Annotated in this window: 18 protein-coding genes; 12 read left to right on the top strand and 6 right to left on the bottom strand. The window is 64.4% G+C overall.

Going from position 1 to position 15,225, the window contains the following annotated elements; genetic code table 11:
- Positions 1 to 77 precede the first annotated feature (77 nt).
- A complete protein-coding gene (locus tag VGV41_RS01680) occupies positions 78 to 899 on the top strand; it encodes a class I SAM-dependent methyltransferase (protein ID WP_326861913.1) in 822 nt (273 codons plus the stop codon).
- 3 nt (positions 900 to 902) lie between these two features.
- Here the strand turns inward: VGV41_RS01680 and gyrA are convergent, their stop codons facing one another.
- Positions 903 to 3,626 (bottom strand): DNA gyrase subunit A, encoded by a 2,724-nt coding sequence (gyrA, locus tag VGV41_RS01675; RefSeq protein WP_326861912.1) that lies wholly within the window; start codon positions 3,624 to 3,626, stop codon positions 903 to 905.
- A 203-nt stretch (positions 3,627 to 3,829) separates the two neighbouring features.
- Complete coding sequence (locus VGV41_RS01670) at positions 3,830 to 4,513, bottom strand: hypothetical protein (RefSeq protein ID WP_326861911.1); 684 nt, start codon at positions 4,511 to 4,513, stop codon at positions 3,830 to 3,832.
- A 103-nt stretch (positions 4,514 to 4,616) separates the two neighbouring features.
- Between VGV41_RS01670 and VGV41_RS01665 the strand changes: the two genes are divergently transcribed.
- Together VGV41_RS01665 and VGV41_RS01660 are read left to right on the top strand one after the other, a co-directional pair.
- Positions 4,617 to 5,243, top strand: coding sequence for a MarC family protein (locus VGV41_RS01665; protein WP_326861910.1), 627 nt, complete (start codon positions 4,617 to 4,619; stop codon positions 5,241 to 5,243).
- A gap of 62 nt (positions 5,244 to 5,305) precedes the next feature.
- Positions 5,306 to 5,473, top strand: a complete 168-nt coding sequence (locus VGV41_RS01660; protein ID WP_326861909.1) for a hypothetical protein — start codon at positions 5,306 to 5,308, stop codon at positions 5,471 to 5,473.
- 12 nt (positions 5,474 to 5,485) lie between these two features.
- Here VGV41_RS01660 and VGV41_RS01655 read toward each other — a convergent pair whose 3' ends face one another.
- Together VGV41_RS01655 and VGV41_RS01650 are read right to left on the bottom strand one after the other, a co-directional pair.
- On the bottom strand, positions 5,486 to 6,106 hold the full coding sequence (locus VGV41_RS01655) for a hypothetical protein (protein WP_326861908.1): 621 nt from the start codon (positions 6,104 to 6,106) through the stop codon (positions 5,486 to 5,488).
- Between the two features lie 213 nt (positions 6,107 to 6,319).
- On the bottom strand, positions 6,320 to 6,814 hold the full coding sequence (locus tag VGV41_RS01650; protein ID WP_326861907.1) for a single-stranded DNA-binding protein: 495 nt from the start codon (positions 6,812 to 6,814) through the stop codon (positions 6,320 to 6,322).
- 360 nt (positions 6,815 to 7,174) lie between these two features.
- Here VGV41_RS01650 and VGV41_RS01645 point away from each other — a divergent pair, with 360 nt between their 5' ends.
- The 5 genes from VGV41_RS01645 (at position 7,175) to VGV41_RS01625 (ending at position 12,619) form a co-directional block, all read left to right on the top strand.
- Positions 7,175 to 7,873 (top strand): outer membrane protein, encoded by a 699-nt coding sequence (locus VGV41_RS01645; protein ID WP_326861906.1) that lies wholly within the window; start codon positions 7,175 to 7,177, stop codon positions 7,871 to 7,873.
- A gap of 210 nt (positions 7,874 to 8,083) precedes the next feature.
- Positions 8,084 to 11,029 (top strand): excinuclease ABC subunit UvrA, encoded by a 2,946-nt coding sequence (gene uvrA, locus VGV41_RS01640; RefSeq protein WP_326861905.1) that lies wholly within the window; start codon positions 8,084 to 8,086, stop codon positions 11,027 to 11,029.
- Positions 11,030 to 11,042: 13 nt separating this feature from the next.
- The gene (locus tag VGV41_RS01635) at positions 11,043 to 11,765 is read left to right on the top strand and encodes a hypothetical protein (protein WP_326861904.1); all 723 of its coding nucleotides are present in this window, start codon (positions 11,043 to 11,045) and stop codon (positions 11,763 to 11,765) included.
- Complete coding sequence (locus tag VGV41_RS01630) at positions 11,762 to 12,388, top strand: hypothetical protein (protein ID WP_326861903.1); 627 nt, start codon at positions 11,762 to 11,764, stop codon at positions 12,386 to 12,388. Before VGV41_RS01635 ends, VGV41_RS01630 begins: the two co-directional genes overlap by 4 nt.
- An 18-nt stretch (positions 12,389 to 12,406) precedes the next feature.
- Positions 12,407 to 12,619 carry a hypothetical protein gene (locus tag VGV41_RS01625; RefSeq protein WP_326861902.1) on the top strand — a complete coding sequence of 71 codons (213 nt, stop codon included), beginning with the start codon at positions 12,407 to 12,409 and terminating at the stop codon, positions 12,617 to 12,619.
- A 97-nt stretch (positions 12,620 to 12,716) separates the two neighbouring features.
- On the opposite strand, the gene VGV41_RS01620 is transcribed toward VGV41_RS01625, so the two are convergent.
- Complete coding sequence (locus tag VGV41_RS01620; RefSeq protein ID WP_326861901.1) at positions 12,717 to 13,007, bottom strand: HigA family addiction module antitoxin; 291 nt, start codon at positions 13,005 to 13,007, stop codon at positions 12,717 to 12,719.
- Between the two features lie 137 nt (positions 13,008 to 13,144).
- Here VGV41_RS01620 and VGV41_RS01615 point away from each other — a divergent pair, with 137 nt between their 5' ends.
- The 3 genes from VGV41_RS01615 to VGV41_RS01605 are packed head-to-tail and all read left to right on the top strand — an operon-like array spanning position 13,145 to position 13,763.
- Positions 13,145 to 13,315, top strand: a complete 171-nt coding sequence (locus tag VGV41_RS01615) for a type II toxin-antitoxin system HicB family antitoxin (RefSeq protein WP_326861900.1) — start codon at positions 13,145 to 13,147, stop codon at positions 13,313 to 13,315.
- Complete coding sequence (locus tag VGV41_RS01610; protein WP_326861899.1) at positions 13,312 to 13,509, top strand: hypothetical protein; 198 nt, start codon at positions 13,312 to 13,314, stop codon at positions 13,507 to 13,509. The genes VGV41_RS01615 and VGV41_RS01610 overlap by 4 nt, the downstream gene beginning before the upstream one ends.
- A complete protein-coding gene (locus tag VGV41_RS01605) occupies positions 13,506 to 13,763 on the top strand; it encodes a hypothetical protein (RefSeq protein ID WP_326861898.1) in 258 nt (85 codons plus the stop codon). Before VGV41_RS01610 ends, VGV41_RS01605 begins: the two co-directional genes overlap by 4 nt.
- Before the next feature lie 136 nt (positions 13,764 to 13,899).
- Here VGV41_RS01605 and VGV41_RS01600 read toward each other — a convergent pair whose 3' ends face one another.
- Complete coding sequence (locus VGV41_RS01600; protein ID WP_326861897.1) at positions 13,900 to 14,265, bottom strand: hypothetical protein; 366 nt, start codon at positions 14,263 to 14,265, stop codon at positions 13,900 to 13,902.
- Between the two features lie 596 nt (positions 14,266 to 14,861).
- Here VGV41_RS01600 and VGV41_RS01595 point away from each other — a divergent pair.
- Positions 14,862 to 15,212 (top strand): hypothetical protein, encoded by a 351-nt coding sequence (locus VGV41_RS01595; protein WP_326861896.1) that lies wholly within the window; start codon positions 14,862 to 14,864, stop codon positions 15,210 to 15,212.
- Positions 15,213 to 15,225: the final 13 nt, after the last annotated feature.

Raw genomic sequence — 15,225 nt, 5'->3', positions numbered from 1 at the left:
CCAGTGTCGCCGATCCTGCATATTGCCGCGACAGCGCGCGTAATTGACTCGTCACCCCAGCGAACTACAGTTTGGTCATGCCGGACACGACCCCCGCGCCTTCCTCCACCTTCATCGCCGCCGACGGCGACGGCTACGAACTGTCGATGGGCCGCTGGAGCCGCCGGCTGGCCACGCTGTTCCTCGATTTTGCCGGCCACGCCAACGACGAAAAGGTGCTCGACGTCGGCTGCGGCACCGGCAGCCTAGCCTTCACGCTCGCCGCCCGCGCGCCGGAAAGCCGGATCACCGGCATCGATTTTTCGCAGGCCTATGTCGATTTCGCCAGGCGCCGGAGCACGCAGGCGCGGGTCACGTTCGAGACCGGCGACGCCTGCGCCATGCCCTATGCCGACAATGCGTTCGACCGCGTGCTGTCGCTTCTGGTGCTGCATTACGTGCGTGAGCCGAAGAAGGCGATCGCCGAGATGCGCCGCGTGGCGCGGCCGGGCGCGACCGTCGCCGCGACCGTGTGGGACGCGCGCGGCGGCTACGTCGGCAACCGCATCTTCTTCGACACGGCGGCGGCGCTCGATCCCGGCGCGGAGACAAACCGCTCGCGCTACTACACCCATCCGATGACGCGGCCCGGCGAACTGGCCGCGGCCTGGCGCGAAGCGGGCTTCGGTGACATCCGCGAGGATTACCTGACCATCCGCATGGAGTACGCGGACTTCGCCGACTATTGGAAGCCGGTGACCGGCAAGGACGGGCCGCTCGCGGCCTACGTCAATTCGCTGAAGCCAGAGCCGCGCGAACGCTTCAGGACCGCGCTCAACGCCGCCTATTGCGGCGGCGAAGCCGACGGTCCGCGCTCCTTCGCCGCCAGCGCCTGGGCCGTCGCCGGCACGGCGCCTTAAGCGTCAGTCGCCGTCGTCCTCCGACAGCAGCCGCTCGACCGAGACGACGCGCTCGTCCTCGTGCGTATCGAGCACGATCACGCCTTGCGTCGAGCGGCCGGCGATGCGGATGCCCGACACCGACGTACGGATGAGCTTGCCCTGGTCGGTAACCAGCATGATCTGGTCGGACTCCTCGATCGGGAACGAGGCCACGATGCGCCCGGTCTTCGGCGTCAGCGACATCGCGACGATGCCTTTGCCGCCGCGGCCGGTGGTGCGGTACTCGAACGACGAGGTGCGCTTGCCGTAGCCGCGATCGGCAACCGTGAGCACGAACTGCTCCGCGGCGGAGAGTTCGACATAGCGCTGCTCGCCGAGTTCGATGCCGTTGGCCGTGGTCTCGGCGCCCTCCTCGGGCTCCGCGGCGACCGGCTCTTCCTCGGCCGCCGTGCCGCGCCGCACCGCATTGGCGCGCTTCAGGTAGGCCATGCGCTCCTCTGCGGTGACGTCGACATGGCGCAGGATGGTCATCGAGATGACCTTGTCGTCCTCGGCCAGGGTGAGGCCGCGCACGCCCATCGAGGTGCGGCCGGCGAAGACGCGCACCTCAGGCACCGCGAAGCGGATGCACTGGCCGCCATTGGCGGTGAGCAGCACGTCGTCCTTCTCGGTGCAGATCTGCACGTCGACGATGGCCTCGCCGTCGGCAATCTTCATGGCGATGATGCCGGAGCGGCGCACGTCGACGAAGTCGGACAGCTTGTTGCGGCGGACCGTGCCTTTGGTCGTGGCGAACATCACGTCGAGCGCGCCCCAGGACTTCTCGTCCTCCGGCAGCGGCATGATCGTGCTGATCGTCTCGCCGGCTTCGAGCGGCAGGATGTTGATCAGCGCCTTGCCGCGCGCCTGCGGCGCCGCGATCGGCAGCCGCCAGACCTTTTCCTTGTAGACCTTGCCGCGCGAGGAGAAGAACAGCACCGGCGCGTGCGTCGAGGCGACGAACAGGCGCGAGACGAAATCCTCCTCGCGCACCTGCATGCCGCCGCGGCCCTTGCCGCCGCGCCGCTGCGCCCGATAGGTCGAGAGCGGCACGCGCTTGATGTAGCCGAGATGCGAGACGGTGACGACCATGTCCTCGCGCTGGATCAGGTCCTCGTCCTCGACCTCCGCCTCTTCCCCGGCGATTTCGGTGCGGCGCGGCGTGGCGAACTTGGCGCGCACGTCGGCGAGCTCGGTCTTGATGATGCCCTGGATGCGGGCGCGCGAGCGCAGGATGGCCAGATAGTCGGCGATCTCGGCAGCGAGCTTGTCCAGCTCTTCCTTGATCTCGTCGCGGCCGAGCGCGGTGAGCCGCTGCAGGCGCAGATCGAGGATCGCCTGCGCCTGTTCGGCCGACAGGCGAGTCGTGCCCTCCGGCGAAACGGTGTGCCGCGGATCGTCGATCAGCAGCACCATGTTGATCATGTCCTTGGCCGGCCAGTCGCGCGCCATCAACGCCTCTCGCGCCTCCCTGGCGTCGCGCGAGGCGCGGATGAGCTTGATCACCTCGTCGATATTGGCGACGGCGATGGCGAGGCCGACCAGCACGTGGGCGCGGTCGCGCGCCTTGTTGAGCAGGAACTTGGTGCGCCGGGACACCACCTCTTCACGGAAGGCGATGAAGGCCTGCAGCATGTCGCGCAGGTTCATCGTCAGCGGCCGGCCGCCGTCGAGCGCGACCATGTTGCAGCCAAACGAGGATTGCAGCGGCGTGAAACGGTAGAGCTGGTTCAGCACCACCTCGCGCTCGGCGTCGCGCTTTAGTTCGATGACGACGCGATAGCCGTCGCGGTCGGATTCGTCGCGCAGGTCGGCGATGCCGTCGATCTTCTTGTCGCGTACCAGGTCGGCGATGCGCTCGACCATCGACGCCTTGTTCACCTGGTATGGGATCTCGGAGACGATGATCGCTTCGCGTTCTTTCCGGATCGTCTCGAAGGCGACCTTGCCGCGCATGACGACCGAGCCGCGGCCGGTGTGATAGGCGCTGCGGATGCCGGCCTTGCCGAGGATGATGCCGCCGGTCGGGAAGTCCGGTCCGGGAATGATGTTGATGAGATCGTCGATCGACAGCGCCGGGTCGTCGATCAGCGCGGAGCAGGCGTCGATCACTTCGCCGAGATTGTGCGGCGGGATGTTGGTGGCCATGCCGACGGCGATGCCGCCGGCGCCGTTGACCAGCAGATTGGGAAACCGCGCCGGCAACACCGCCGGCTCTTTCTCGTTGCCGTCGTAGTTCGGCTGGAAATCAACGGTGTCGAGCTCGATATCGTCGAGCAGCGCCATCGCCGCCTTGTCGAGGCGGCATTCGGTGTAGCGCATCGCCGCGGCCGGATCGCCGTCGACCGAGCCGAAATTGCCCTGCCCGTCGATCAGCTCCAGGCGCATGGAGAAGTCCTGCGCCATGCGCACCAGCGCATCGTAGATCGCGCTGTCGCCGTGCGGGTGATATTTACCCATCACGTCGCCGACGACGCGCGCCGATTTGACGTATTTCTTGTCGGGCGTATGCCCCTGCTCGTGCATCGAATAGAGGATGCGCCGGTGCACGGGCTTCAGGCCGTCGCGCACGTCGGGCAGCGCACGCGACACGATCACGCTCATCGCGTAATCGAGGTACGAACGCTTCATCTCATCGGTGATGGAGACGGGGCGGATGTCGGAAGGACTGCCGTCCCCCGATTTAGGCGTGTCGTTGTCGGGCAAGTAGGGGCTTCCTGGAAGCTTGGAATCAACGGATTTATCTAGCCGATTCAGACGCGCTTGGCTACCGGAACGGCCTCCGGAAATGTGGTAATTATTTCCGTATTTTCAATGCTTTGGACTAGGTTTTTAAGCTGCGGTGGTGGCCGGCGATCCAGGCCCTCGCGCGCCGCGCCGATGCCCTCTGAACGGCTGCGGGCTGGCCTTCAGGCGGGCGCGGTTTCGACGCACCGCAGGCGCGCAAAATGGTAGCCGGCCGCCGCGCCGGCAAAGCTGGCGGGGCGCGCATAGGCGGGCCCCGCCATGACCGGAAGCTCTGCGGCAAAGCCTTCGCCGCCGGTGACGAAGGTGTGGAATTCGCCGTTCTCGCCGCAACAATCGACATTGGCCGGCAGCGCCGCCACGAAGGATGGGTCGAACGGACGGCCGCAGCAGTCGCCATCGACGAAGCGGTCTGCGGTCGTCACCACGATCGCCTTCAAGCGGCGGCCGAACATCTCCGTCACCAATGCGCGGCGGTCCTGCTGCCACAGCGGCAACATCGCCTCGAGGCCGGCCGCCGCACAGACCCGCTCCTCGAAAGCGCGATGGGCGGTGATGTCGATGTCGCCGAACACGACCCGGTCGACGCCGCGCGCGGCGAGCCCCTGCAGCGCAACGATGAGCGCATCCTCATAACCGGCCCAGGAGGCGCGCACGGCGACCGGCGTCAGCCCGAGCGCACGCGCTTGCAGCGCCATCAGATCGGGCGGCACCGCGTGCGAGCGCGAGCGCTCGCCGCTGTCGTCGAACATGGTCAGCGCGTAGCGCACGTCCTGGCCGGCCGCCCGGGCGCGCAGCAGCGCCAGCCAGCCGTCCTTGCCGCCGCTCCATGAAATCGCCGTCGTCACGTCGCGCGCCTCTCCGCAAGCGCGCTCAGTGTAGCGCGGTCCGGCCGAAATCGAAGCCGAGATAGAGGTAGCCCGCGCGCCTGACGCGCGGCATCATGTCGAGATGCCGTACGAGTTTCTCGTCTCCGCCCTGGTCACGCTGGTCGCCGTGGTCGATCCGATCGGCCTGGTGCCGACGTTTCTCGGCATCACCCACGGCATGCCGGCGGCCGCGCGGCTCTCGGTCGCGGTGCGCGCGTCATTGATCGCCGCATCGATCCTCGCCGGCAGCGCGCTGATCGGCGACTGGCTGCTGCGCACCTTGTCGATCACCCTGCCCGCATTCCGGATCGCCGGCGGCCTGCTGCTGTTTTCGATCGCCTCCGAGATGGTGTTCGGCGTACGCATCGGCCGGCAGACGCAGGAGGCCGCGGACGCGCTCGAAGAGCGCGTGCGCAATATCGCCGCCTTCCCGCTCGCGGTCCCGCTGATGGCCGGGCCCGGCGCGATCACCGCATCGGTCCTGCTGTCCGGGCGCACCGCTCACGATCCGATCCGCATCGCGCTGCTGCTCGGCGTCATCGTCGTCGTCTGCTCTGCATGCTTCCTCTGTTTCGTCGCGGCGACGCCGATCGCGAAGCTTCTCGGCACCACCGGTAACAACGTATTGCAGCGACTGATCGGCGTGGTGCTCGCGGCGCTCGCCGTGCAATACGTCATCGACGGCGTGCGCGCCGCGCTCGCGACCTGAGCCGCGGGAACCGCTCCGTGCGGCATCCGTTGTGCTCGCATCACTTCGGAAACGGCGCTGACATGAAGATCGCGCAATTGCTCGCGTTGATGTTGACCGCACTGGCCCTCATCCCGGTCGGCGCGCATTTATTCGCGCTGCCGAACAAGATCCATCTCGACCAGGCCAACTACTTCGTCACGCAGGGCATCTGCGCAACGGCGCTGTCGGCGTTGTTCAGCCGCGGCTGAGACGCCGGGACATCAGCTGCGCGCGAGGAACGGCTTGCTGGCGGCGATCAGATCCTTGCCGGCCGCGAGCGCGTCGACCGTCTCGTCGCCCACGTGCTTGCTGCCGGTCCAGCCGTTCCACACCATCAGGAGACCGACGCCGAGGGTGATCCATCCGTAAGGGAATGGCCACACGAACCCGTCGATCACCAACACCACCGCGAGACCGATGCGCAGGATATTGATCGTGGCGCGGCGGTCGCGCTCGATGAACAGGTCTGGATAGCCATATCGGTAGAAGAGAAGGTCCTTACGAACAGCGGCGGCTTCTTCTTTTTTCTTTTTCTGTTCGTCGTCCGACAGCGGCTTCATGCGACCGCGAACAAAGCGAACAATGTCATAAAGCGTATAGCCGATCGCCACGAGACAATGGCCGGCGACGTAAGCGCCGATGATCAGCGTGATCAGGATTGGCCAGTTCCTGACGGCGTCCGATGCGAGCTTTGCGATCGCCAGCGGCGACTTGTTCGCAAAGTGGTCAGGAAATATGTAGTAGACGACGCTCGCGACGAAGACGAGGCCGGGGATCAGATAGCCGAACAGGTCGCGCAGCAGCAGAAAGCTTCGTACGAGATTGCCAAGAAGGCCCCACATTTTCCCCTCCCCCGCAATGTTGCCGAATGTGAACCTGGCTCCTTCCAATGGCGCCGCAGCCTGACGCGCGACGTAGCGGCACGGCCGCAGCGGCAGCGCGATCAAAGCATACAAGCTGCGGTTGTGGCAATCGGCTGTCGATTGACGACTGCCGACCTACCTGGGCTCAGCTCCGTGCCGCGCCGCGGTTGAAATGACGCGTGCGACGTCCGTTCAGAACGGAATCTCGTCGTCCATGTCGTCGCGCTTGCCGCCGCCGCCAGCGCCGGCCATGGCCGGACGCCGCGCCGCGGTCGGACCGGGCGAGCCGAAATCGCCGCCGCCCATGTCGGAGCCCGCGCCGGCCCCGGCGCCGCCGCGGCCGTCGAGCATGGTCAGGGTCGAATTGAAGCCCTGCAGCACGATCTCGGTCGAGTAGCGGTCCTGCCCGTCCTTGTCCTGCCATTTGCGCGTCTGCAACGCGCCCTCGATGTAAACCTTGGCGCCCTTCTTCAGGTACTGCTCGGCCACCTTGGCGAGGCCTTCGCTGAAGATGACGACGCGATGCCACTCGGTCTTTTCCTTGCGCTCGCCGGTCGCCTTGTCGCGCCAGGTGTCGGATGTCGCGATCCGCAGATTGACGATCGGCCGCCCGTCCTGTGTGCGCCGCACTTCCGGATCGGCCCCGAGATTGCCGACCAGAATGACCTTGTTGACGCTGCCTGCCATGACTCTCTCCACTGCCGGACTGCACCGGCCTCCACATGCCGGACTGCGCCGGCGCTCTAACGACCGTACTTCGCGGCTGATCGAAACGACCGCCCACCCTAGACCCGCCTTCGCGAGCGGCAAGCGCGTTCGCCCCTAATCCACAGCGCTGCGCTTACCGTCGGTGGAACCGCTGTTGCCGCAGCCACAAGCGATGTTCTTTTTTTGTTCTAGTCGGTTCGGCGCCGCTAGGCAACTGATTCGGTGCGGTAATTGAGTAAATGTGTGTTGTAAATGTCACAGTTCGAATCATCCACAACATATAGCGTCCGCCACCAGCGTGAGTTGTTTTCGGCCGAAACACCCCACAGGAGGCAATCGATGAAACGTCTCACTTTGTTCGGGCTCGCTGGCTTGCTGGCTGCTGCCTGGGCTTCGCCCACGCTCGCCGCCGACCTGCCCCGTCCCGCGTACAAGGCGCCCGTCTATATCGCGCCGGCCGTGTTCAGCTGGACCGGCTTCTACCTGGGCCTTAACGGCGGCTACGCCTGGGGCCATAGCGACTGGAACAACCCGGTCGCCGGCAACATCAGCTTCAACACCAAGAAATATCTGCTCGGCGGCACCCTCGGCTACAATTGGCAAACCGGCAACTTCGTCCTCGGCCTGGAAGGCGACGTCGACGCCAGCTGGGTCGACGGATCGACGACCGGCGGCGCTGCCGGCGCCCCCTGCGGCGCCCCGGGCTGCACGACCAAGAACAGTTGGCTGGGCACCGGCCGCGGCCGCGTCGGCTACGCCTTCGACCGCTTCCTGCCCTACATCACCGGTGGCGCCGCATTCGGCAACATCAAGGGCACCGCGGCGAACGGCGGATCGGTCGACAAGACCAACATCGGCTGGACGGCGGGCGCCGGCGTCGAATGGGCCTTCTTCAACAACTGGTCGGCGAAGGTCGAATATCTCTACGTCGACCTCGGCAAGGTCACGTGCGACGCCGCGACCTGCGGCGGCGGCGCGGACAGCGAGATCACGTACAAGACCAACATGGTCCGTCTCGGCGTGAACTACCGCTTCTGAAGCCGGAACCGCGCCCGCGGCGGGGCGCCCTATCGCTAGCTCAAGGCCGGCCTTCGGGCCGGCCTTTTGCTTTGCAGCGGTGGATTGCATGCACAATCCACCGGGCGCACTGGCAAAAGGCCATCGTTCTTCCTACGTTCCGATCAACGTCCGACACATCAAACAGCCGCCGCGCATCGCCCGGGGGCGTGGTTTCGTTTGCAGGTTTTCATGCCCGACCCGAAGAACAGCCCCCGCTCCGCGCGCGAGCACACGATCAGCATCCGCGGCGCGCGCGAGCACAATCTCAAGAACATCGACGTCACCATCCCGCGCGACCAGCTCGTCGTGTTCACCGGCCTGTCCGGCTCGGGCAAGTCGTCGCTCGCCTTCGACACCATCTATGCCGAAGGCCAGCGCCGCTACGTCGAGTCGCTGTCGGCCTACGCGCGCCAGTTCCTCGAGATGATGCAGAAGCCGGACGTCGACCAGATCGACGGCCTGTCGCCGGCCATCTCGATCGAGCAGAAGACCACCTCGAAGAACCCGCGCTCGACCGTCGGCACCGTCACCGAGATCTACGACTACATGCGCTTGTTGTGGGCGCGCGTCGGCGTGCCCTACTCGCCGGCGACCGGCCTGCCGATCGAAAGCCAGACCGTGTCGCAGATGGTCGACCGCGTCCTGGCGCTGCCGGACGGCACGCGCCTCTATGTGCTGGCGCCGGTCGTGCGCGGCCGCAAGGGCGAGTACAAGAAGGAACTGGCCGAGTTCATGCGCAAGGGCTACCAGCGCGTGAAGATCGACGGCGCCTTTCACGAGATCGGCGAGGTCAAGCCGCTCGACAAGAAGTTCACGCACGACATCGACGTCGTCGTCGACCGCCTCGTGGTGCGATCCGACATCGGCACGCGGCTGGCGGACTCGCTCGAGCAGGCCTTGAAGCTCGCCGAGGGCCTCGCGGTGGTCGAACTCGCCGACACGCAGGCGACGCGCGCCAAGGCCAATGCCGGCCGCAACGAGAACGCCGAGCGGCTGATCTTCTCCGAGAAGTTCGCCTGCCCGGTCTCCGGCTTCACCATTCCGGAGATCGAGCCGCGCCTGTTCTCGTTCAACAACCCGTTCGGCGCCTGCCCGGAATGCGGCGGTCTCGGCCTCGAACAGCACATCGACGCCGAGCTGGTCATCCCCGACAAGGACGCCAAGGTCGGCAAGGGCGCCATCGCGCCGTGGGCGAAGTCGTCGTCGCCTTATTACACGCAGACTTTGGAAGCGCTCGGCAAGCACTTCCGCTTCACGCTCGACACCAAATGGAAGGACCTGCCGAAGAAGACGCAGACCGCGATCCTGTACGGCTCGGGCGAAGAGGACATCAAGTTCACCTATGACGACGGCCTGCGCGGCTACACCACCAAGAAGCCGTTCGAAGGCGTCATCACCAATCTCGAGCGCCGCTTCAAGGAGACCGAGAGCGACTGGGCGCGCGAGGAGTTGCAAAAGTATTTCACCGACGTGCCCTGCGCCGCCTGCCACGGCGCGCGGCTCAAGCCCGAGGCGCTGTGCGTCAAGATTGCCGGCAAGACCATCGCCGACATCTCCGACATGTCGGTGCGCAAGGCCGGCGAATGGGCCACCGACCTGCCGAAGGACCTGACGGCGAAACAGATGGAGATCGCCGCGCGCATTTTGAAAGAGATCCGCGAGCGGCTGCGCTTCCTGGTCGACGTCGGCCTCGATTACCTGACGCTCGCGCGCGCCTCCGGCACTTTGTCCGGCGGCGAGAGCCAGCGCATTCGGCTGGCCTCGCAGATCGGCTCCGGCCTGACCGGCGTGCTCTACGTGCTCGACGAACCCTCGATCGGCCTGCACCAGCGCGACAATGCGCGGCTGCTGGAAACCCTCAAGCGCCTGCGCGACCTCGGCAACACCGTCATCGTCGTCGAGCACGACGAGGACGCGATCCGCGTCGCCGACCACGTGCTCGACATCGGCCCCGGCGCCGGCATCCATGGCGGCCATCTGGTCGCCGAGGGCAATGTCGACGACCTCATCGCCGCGCCCAATTCATGGACCGGCAAATATCTCTCCGGCGAGCTCGGCGTGCCGATCCCCGAACGCCGCCGGCCCGATCCGCGCCGCCAACTCAAGGTCGTCAACGCCCGCGGCAACAACTTGAAGAACGTCACCGCCGAGATCCCGCTCGGCCTGTTCACCTGCGTCACCGGCGTCTCCGGCGGCGGCAAGTCGACGCTGCTGATCGACACGCTGTACAACGCCGTCGCGCGCAAGCTCAACGGCGCCTCGCTGGCGCCCGCGCCGCACGACCGCATCGAGGGGCTGGAGCACATCGACAAGATCATCGACATCGACCAGTCGCCGATTGGCCGCACGCCGCGCTCCAACCCGGCGACCTATACCGGCGCCTTCACGCCGATCCGCGAATGGTTCGCGGCGCTGCCCGAGTCGAAGGCGCGCGGCTACGAGCCCGGCCGCTTCTCGTTCAACGTCAAAGGCGGCCGCTGCGAGGCCTGCCAGGGCGACGGCGTCATCAAGATCGAGATGCACTTCCTGCCCGACGTCTACGTCACCTGCGACGTCTGCAAGGGCAAGCGCTACAACCGCGAGACGCTCGAGGTGCTGTTCAAGGGCAAGTCGATCGCCGACGTGCTCGACATGACGGTGGAAGAGGCGCTCGAGTTCTTCAAGGCGGTGCCGCGCGTGCTTGACGTGCTGGCGCTGCTGCACCGCGTCGGCCTCGACTACATCCATGTCGGCCAGCAGGCGACGACGCTGTCCGGCGGCGAGGCGCAGCGCGTCAAGCTGGCCAAGGAGCTGTCGAAGCGCGCCACCGGCCGCACGCTCTATATCCTCGACGAGCCGACGACGGGCCTGCACTTCCACGACGTCGCCAAGCTGCTGGAGGTGCTGCACGAGCTCACCGACACCGGCAACACCGTGGTGGTGATCGAGCACAATCTCGAAGTGATCAAGACGGCGGACTGGGTGATCGACCTCGGCCCCGAGGGCGGCGACGGCGGCGGCGAGATCGTCGCGGCCGGCACGCCGGAGGACATCGTCAAGGCGAAGCGGAGTTATACGGGGCAGTATTTGAAGCCGGTGCTGGAGCGGGAGGCGCCGGGGCGGCGGAAGAAGAAGGGCATGCAGGCGGCGGAGTGAGGGGTGCAAGCCGGTGGCACAGGACCATAAAAGCTCAAATACTTCTCACTTAAACAACACCAATTATATGTATTGCCGGCAGGAGATACTTGGATGGCTTTATCTCAAAGCCCGGCCAACATCCAAGGTTTCCGAACTATTTGTTCATCAGCTTTCCCTGCATGCCTGTCGCATCGGAGACGTGTATGCAGGTCAATGGCATCACTTCCATTCTCATCAGATTTTGGACGCCATCGCCGAACTCGACGGAAAAACTGACACGCACTTTACCAAGCGTGAGACGCCCTACCGTGGAAAGATATTACGGGGCCTCCATCACAAACATTTCTTTTCGCCGATGTTTATTGCGAAAAACATCGAAAACTCCGTCAGACGAAATGCGCCAGAACTGGCAAAGCTGGTGCAAGAGAGGATCGCTACCAGTCCAGCAGGTCGGCCTGTCGATTTAGACGCTCTGATTGCGTACGCGGCGACAATCGATGCATTTAGGCTTCATGCCGCGCGCAAATCAGGCATCGATCCGAAGGTTACCGGCGAGTGCATCGTCTTCAAAGCGACCAATACAGGAAACGTCTTACTCACTTTGGCTACTCACGCTGAAAGCGACGAAGCAATATACGAACGCGTTCTGACAGCCCGTAAGACCCTCTTTAATGTTAGCGAATTATCACTTTACGCAGATCAACAAGCGCAGTTCGATACGCGACACGAAGTGCGCCATGGCAATATAAAATGAATGGCAGCGCCTCTAATATATTGTCGATATTAGCGCTGCTAATCTCAGCATTTGCATTAGCGCTCTCGATCTTGACCGCTTGGCTGACGCTTTTTCGGCGCGGCACGGTCAAGATGACGCGGCCAACACAGATATTTTTCGGATACGACCAGCCCCGCGACGACGATACGGCCGCATGGCCAAAAGTCTTTCTGCGAACCTTACTATTTGCAACCTCCAAACGAGGACGAGTGGTCGAAAACGTTTATGTAAAGCTCACCTGCGAAGACATAACGCAGAGTTTTAATGTCTGGGTATATGGCGAGCGTGACCAGCTTGTAAGAGGCAGCGGTCTCTTTGTCGGGGATACAGGAGTCGAAGCCTACCATCATTTCTTGGCTCCAAAAGGCGACAACCCATTCAACTTTATTTCGGGCACATACCGATTAGACGTTTACGCTCACTTCTTGGGCAGCAAGACTTCAAAGCTTTTGTTTTCATACTCTCTAGACGTGTCTGATGTAGAATCGTCGTCAATCGGAGAACGAAACTCTGGTCTCTATTTTGATTGGGACCCAGATAAGAACCGATACACTCACCACCTAAAGCACGCACCTAAGTCATTTTGGGAAAAACAAACGTAGTGCCCAAATGGGAACCGCATGCTGCAAATCTACATTCGTACTGTCGACCTGAATGGAAAGTTATTGAACACTGCGATTGCCGCCGGTGGGTTCGGCAGCTACGCCGAGGCTAAAAGACATCTGGACAAGACTATCGAAGAAAACAAGCCGGACGCAGGGTATAATGACGAGAATGATTATTGGTGGATTCGCCAAGGTGAGACCATCGATAGATACACAATAGGGCAGTGAGCGTAGCCCGGATGAGCACAGGTAAATCCGGGGTCAGCGTTTACGGTTAGGTGCGCCCCGCTTTCCGCTTCGCTCCATGCGGGCTACTAGCTAAACCTCACGCCGCGTCCGCAGGCCTCACCCGATTCGCGATCTCGCCGCCCTTCTCCCGCTCCACCACAGCAATGTCGTACTGGCTCTGCAAGTCGAGCCAGAACTGCGCGCTGTTGCCGAAGTAGCGGCCGAGCCGTACCGCGGTGTCGGCGGTGATCGAGCGGCGGCCATTCAAGATGTCGGTGATGCGGCCGGACGGCACGCCGATGTCGAGCGACAGCCGGTTGGCGGACAGCCTGCGCGCCATCAGTTCGCGCTTGAGCCAACGGCCGGGATGGAAGATGGCGCGTTTCATGGCGCGACCTTAGCACATTCTCCGTTCATTCCCGCGCAAGCGGGAATCCAGCGCTGGGTCCCCGCTTTCGCGGGGACGAACGGGGGGTGTTGTAGCCCGGCCATGACAAATCAGCGCACAAATGCTATCTACACTTCATGCTCCGCATTGAAACCGAACGTGAAGACGACGGCCGCTGGCTGGCGGAAGTGCCCGCCCTGCCCGGCGTCCTGATCTACGGCACGACCGATATCGAAGCACGCGCGAGGGCCACGGCGCTGGCGCTGCGCGTCATCGCCGAGCGGGTCGAGCATGGGGAATGCGCATGACCATCGAAGACCTCGAAAAGGCCGTCGCCACGCTGCCGCCCGATCAGCTCGCGAAATTCCGCGACTGGTTCGAGGCGTTCGACGCGGCGCGCTTCGATGAGAAGATCGAGCGTGACGCCAAAGGCGGCAGGCTCGATCGCCTCGCCGAACAGGCCCTCGCCGATCACGCTCAAGGCCGCACCCGCAGGCTATGAGGCATTTCGCCAGCCCGGCATTCTGGGAGGCGTATGCGCGGCTACCTGACCCTGTCCGCGCGATTGCGGACAAAAATTATGCGCTGCTCAAGGAAGACCCGCAGCACCCTTCCCTGCATTTCAAGAAGATTGGCCGCTACTGGTCGGTGCGCGTCGGCATGCGGTATCGCGCCTTAGCCGTCGAAACGGACGGAAACCTTGTCTGGTTCTGGATCGGCTCGCACGCCGATTACGACGCGCTCATCAAGGGCTGACCGCCGCTATAACACACTGTGTAGACGCCGCCACTCTTCGCCCCTGACCCGATCGGACCGCCCCAACCAAAAGCGGCTCGACGCTGTCGCGACGAGCCGCCTGAGAACCGGGCGCCTTCCGGAACGAACTGCAAATCTAGCAGCTGCAGCCGAAGCCCTTCTTGACGATGACGTGGCCGGCGATCGACACGGTCACTTCGACGCCGCAGGGAATGCCCCATTTCGTGCAGATATCGAGACAGGCCTGGCCCGCGGTCCCGTTCGGAAAGATGGACGGGATCGGCAGGCAGTGGCTGCCGAGACCGAACGGCAGGTTGAGGCACACCTGGCCGTTCTGGACGGTGACACTGATGCATTGGGCCGACAGCTTCAGCGTGCCGTCGTCGAGCGTCATCTCGGCGGTTGTCGCCGCCGGCATGCGCTCCCGGCTGTGCCTTTGCGCCGCCTCGAGCGCTTGGTTGATCGCCTCGCTGCTGAAGCTCGGATAGTTCGAATTGGCCATGTGGCTCCTCCCGTATTTGGTGTGGAACACAACCTATAGACGCTCTCAATCTAATATACAACTATTCCGTGTCTCTGCGTCGGACTGCACGCCGGCATCCCGCGTTGGCGCATCGATACGAATTTTTCCAATTGCCTGTTGACTTCCATCCCATCCTATATAATCCTATGTCGGTCCGCTCCCGCGAGGGGACGCGAACCGGTTGCGCCGGCTTCGTGGGGAGAGGATCGGCGCCCGCGGGTCCCGTCTCGCAAACGGGGCACCCGGGCGGTGGCGGGGCTCCGCTCCCGGGCACTAAGACCCGGCGCCAGGAGCTGGCTGACAGGCGTGGCTGGTCCACGTTCTCGAAAGCGCGGCCCGCACACCGAAAAGTCGCCGAACGGCGCGCCGGAGGGCGCCACGCGGCCCGGTCGAGGGACGCGTGCGATCAAGGACAGGTTGCGCCATCCGGTGCGCCGTCCCCCTCGCTTCTTTTGCGGGGGTCGACTCCCCCGGGCCCCCTGGGCTCGGGAAGACTTGACAAAACTCGGGCGCACCGCGCCGCGAGAACGAACCGGCATCCCCCACGCAATCGCAAACCACAAGGAGGCTCAACGATGCCCGCGCACACCCCCGTCCCCGCAGCCGACAACGCCCATCACGCGCACCTGCAGGCGCGGCTGCGGGACTTGCAATTGAAAGGCTTCGCTGTCGCCGACCGCATCCTCGACAGCCTGCAGGCCGAGCCGGCCGAGCGCGCGCCGCTGCCGCTCACTGTCGCGCGGCGGCAGATGGCCAACATGCTCGGCGTGCCGCAGCTCTGCCATCGTGCGCGCTGCCGCCGCACGCAAACGTGCGACGGCGAGCCGGCGCATTGCCTCGGCGCCTGCCTGCCGGCGCTGCCGCACGACGTGCTCGCGCGCATTCTGTCGGCGAAGGCGATGCGGCAGCGCCTGCGGCGCCGGTGAGATGGAGGTTTTT

It is taken from the genome of Pseudolabrys sp., assembly GCF_035943735.1.
Classification (GTDB): domain Bacteria; phylum Pseudomonadota; class Alphaproteobacteria; order Rhizobiales; family Xanthobacteraceae; genus Pseudolabrys.
Note: the sequence above shows the minus strand (reverse complement) of the source record. Positions and strands in the feature narration are given on the sequence as shown.

What these genes read in the sequence shown, in the direction of transcription:
- uvrA (WP_326861905.1), top strand. Translation starts at nt 8,084, where the DNA reads ATGCCCGACCCGAAGAACAGCCCCCGCTCCGCGCGCGAGCACACGATC.
- VGV41_RS01645 (WP_326861906.1), top strand. Translation starts at nt 7,175, where the DNA reads ATGAAACGTCTCACTTTGTTCGGGCTCGCTGGCTTGCTGGCTGCTGCC.
- VGV41_RS01605 (WP_326861898.1), top strand. Translation starts at nt 13,506, where the DNA reads ATGAGGCATTTCGCCAGCCCGGCATTCTGGGAGGCGTATGCGCGGCTA.
- VGV41_RS01615 (WP_326861900.1), top strand. Translation starts at nt 13,145, where the DNA reads ATGCTCCGCATTGAAACCGAACGTGAAGACGACGGCCGCTGGCTGGCG.
- VGV41_RS01620 (WP_326861901.1), bottom strand. Translation starts at nt 13,007, where the DNA reads ATGAAACGCGCCATCTTCCATCCCGGCCGTTGGCTCAAGCGCGAACTG.
- VGV41_RS01595 (WP_326861896.1), top strand. Translation starts at nt 14,862, where the DNA reads ATGCCCGCGCACACCCCCGTCCCCGCAGCCGACAACGCCCATCACGCG.
- VGV41_RS01610 (WP_326861899.1), top strand. Translation starts at nt 13,312, where the DNA reads ATGACCATCGAAGACCTCGAAAAGGCCGTCGCCACGCTGCCGCCCGAT.
- VGV41_RS01650 (WP_326861907.1), bottom strand. Translation starts at nt 6,814, where the DNA reads ATGGCAGGCAGCGTCAACAAGGTCATTCTGGTCGGCAATCTCGGGGCC.
- VGV41_RS01665 (WP_326861910.1), top strand. Translation starts at nt 4,617, where the DNA reads ATGCCGTACGAGTTTCTCGTCTCCGCCCTGGTCACGCTGGTCGCCGTG.
- VGV41_RS01655 (WP_326861908.1), bottom strand. Translation starts at nt 6,106, where the DNA reads ATGTGGGGCCTTCTTGGCAATCTCGTACGAAGCTTTCTGCTGCTGCGC.
- VGV41_RS01630 (WP_326861903.1), top strand. Translation starts at nt 11,762, where the DNA reads ATGAATGGCAGCGCCTCTAATATATTGTCGATATTAGCGCTGCTAATC.
- VGV41_RS01680 (WP_326861913.1), top strand. Translation starts at nt 78, where the DNA reads ATGCCGGACACGACCCCCGCGCCTTCCTCCACCTTCATCGCCGCCGAC.
- VGV41_RS01660 (WP_326861909.1), top strand. Translation starts at nt 5,306, where the DNA reads ATGAAGATCGCGCAATTGCTCGCGTTGATGTTGACCGCACTGGCCCTC.
- VGV41_RS01600 (WP_326861897.1), bottom strand. Translation starts at nt 14,265, where the DNA reads ATGGCCAATTCGAACTATCCGAGCTTCAGCAGCGAGGCGATCAACCAA.
- VGV41_RS01625 (WP_326861902.1), top strand. Translation starts at nt 12,407, where the DNA reads ATGCTGCAAATCTACATTCGTACTGTCGACCTGAATGGAAAGTTATTG.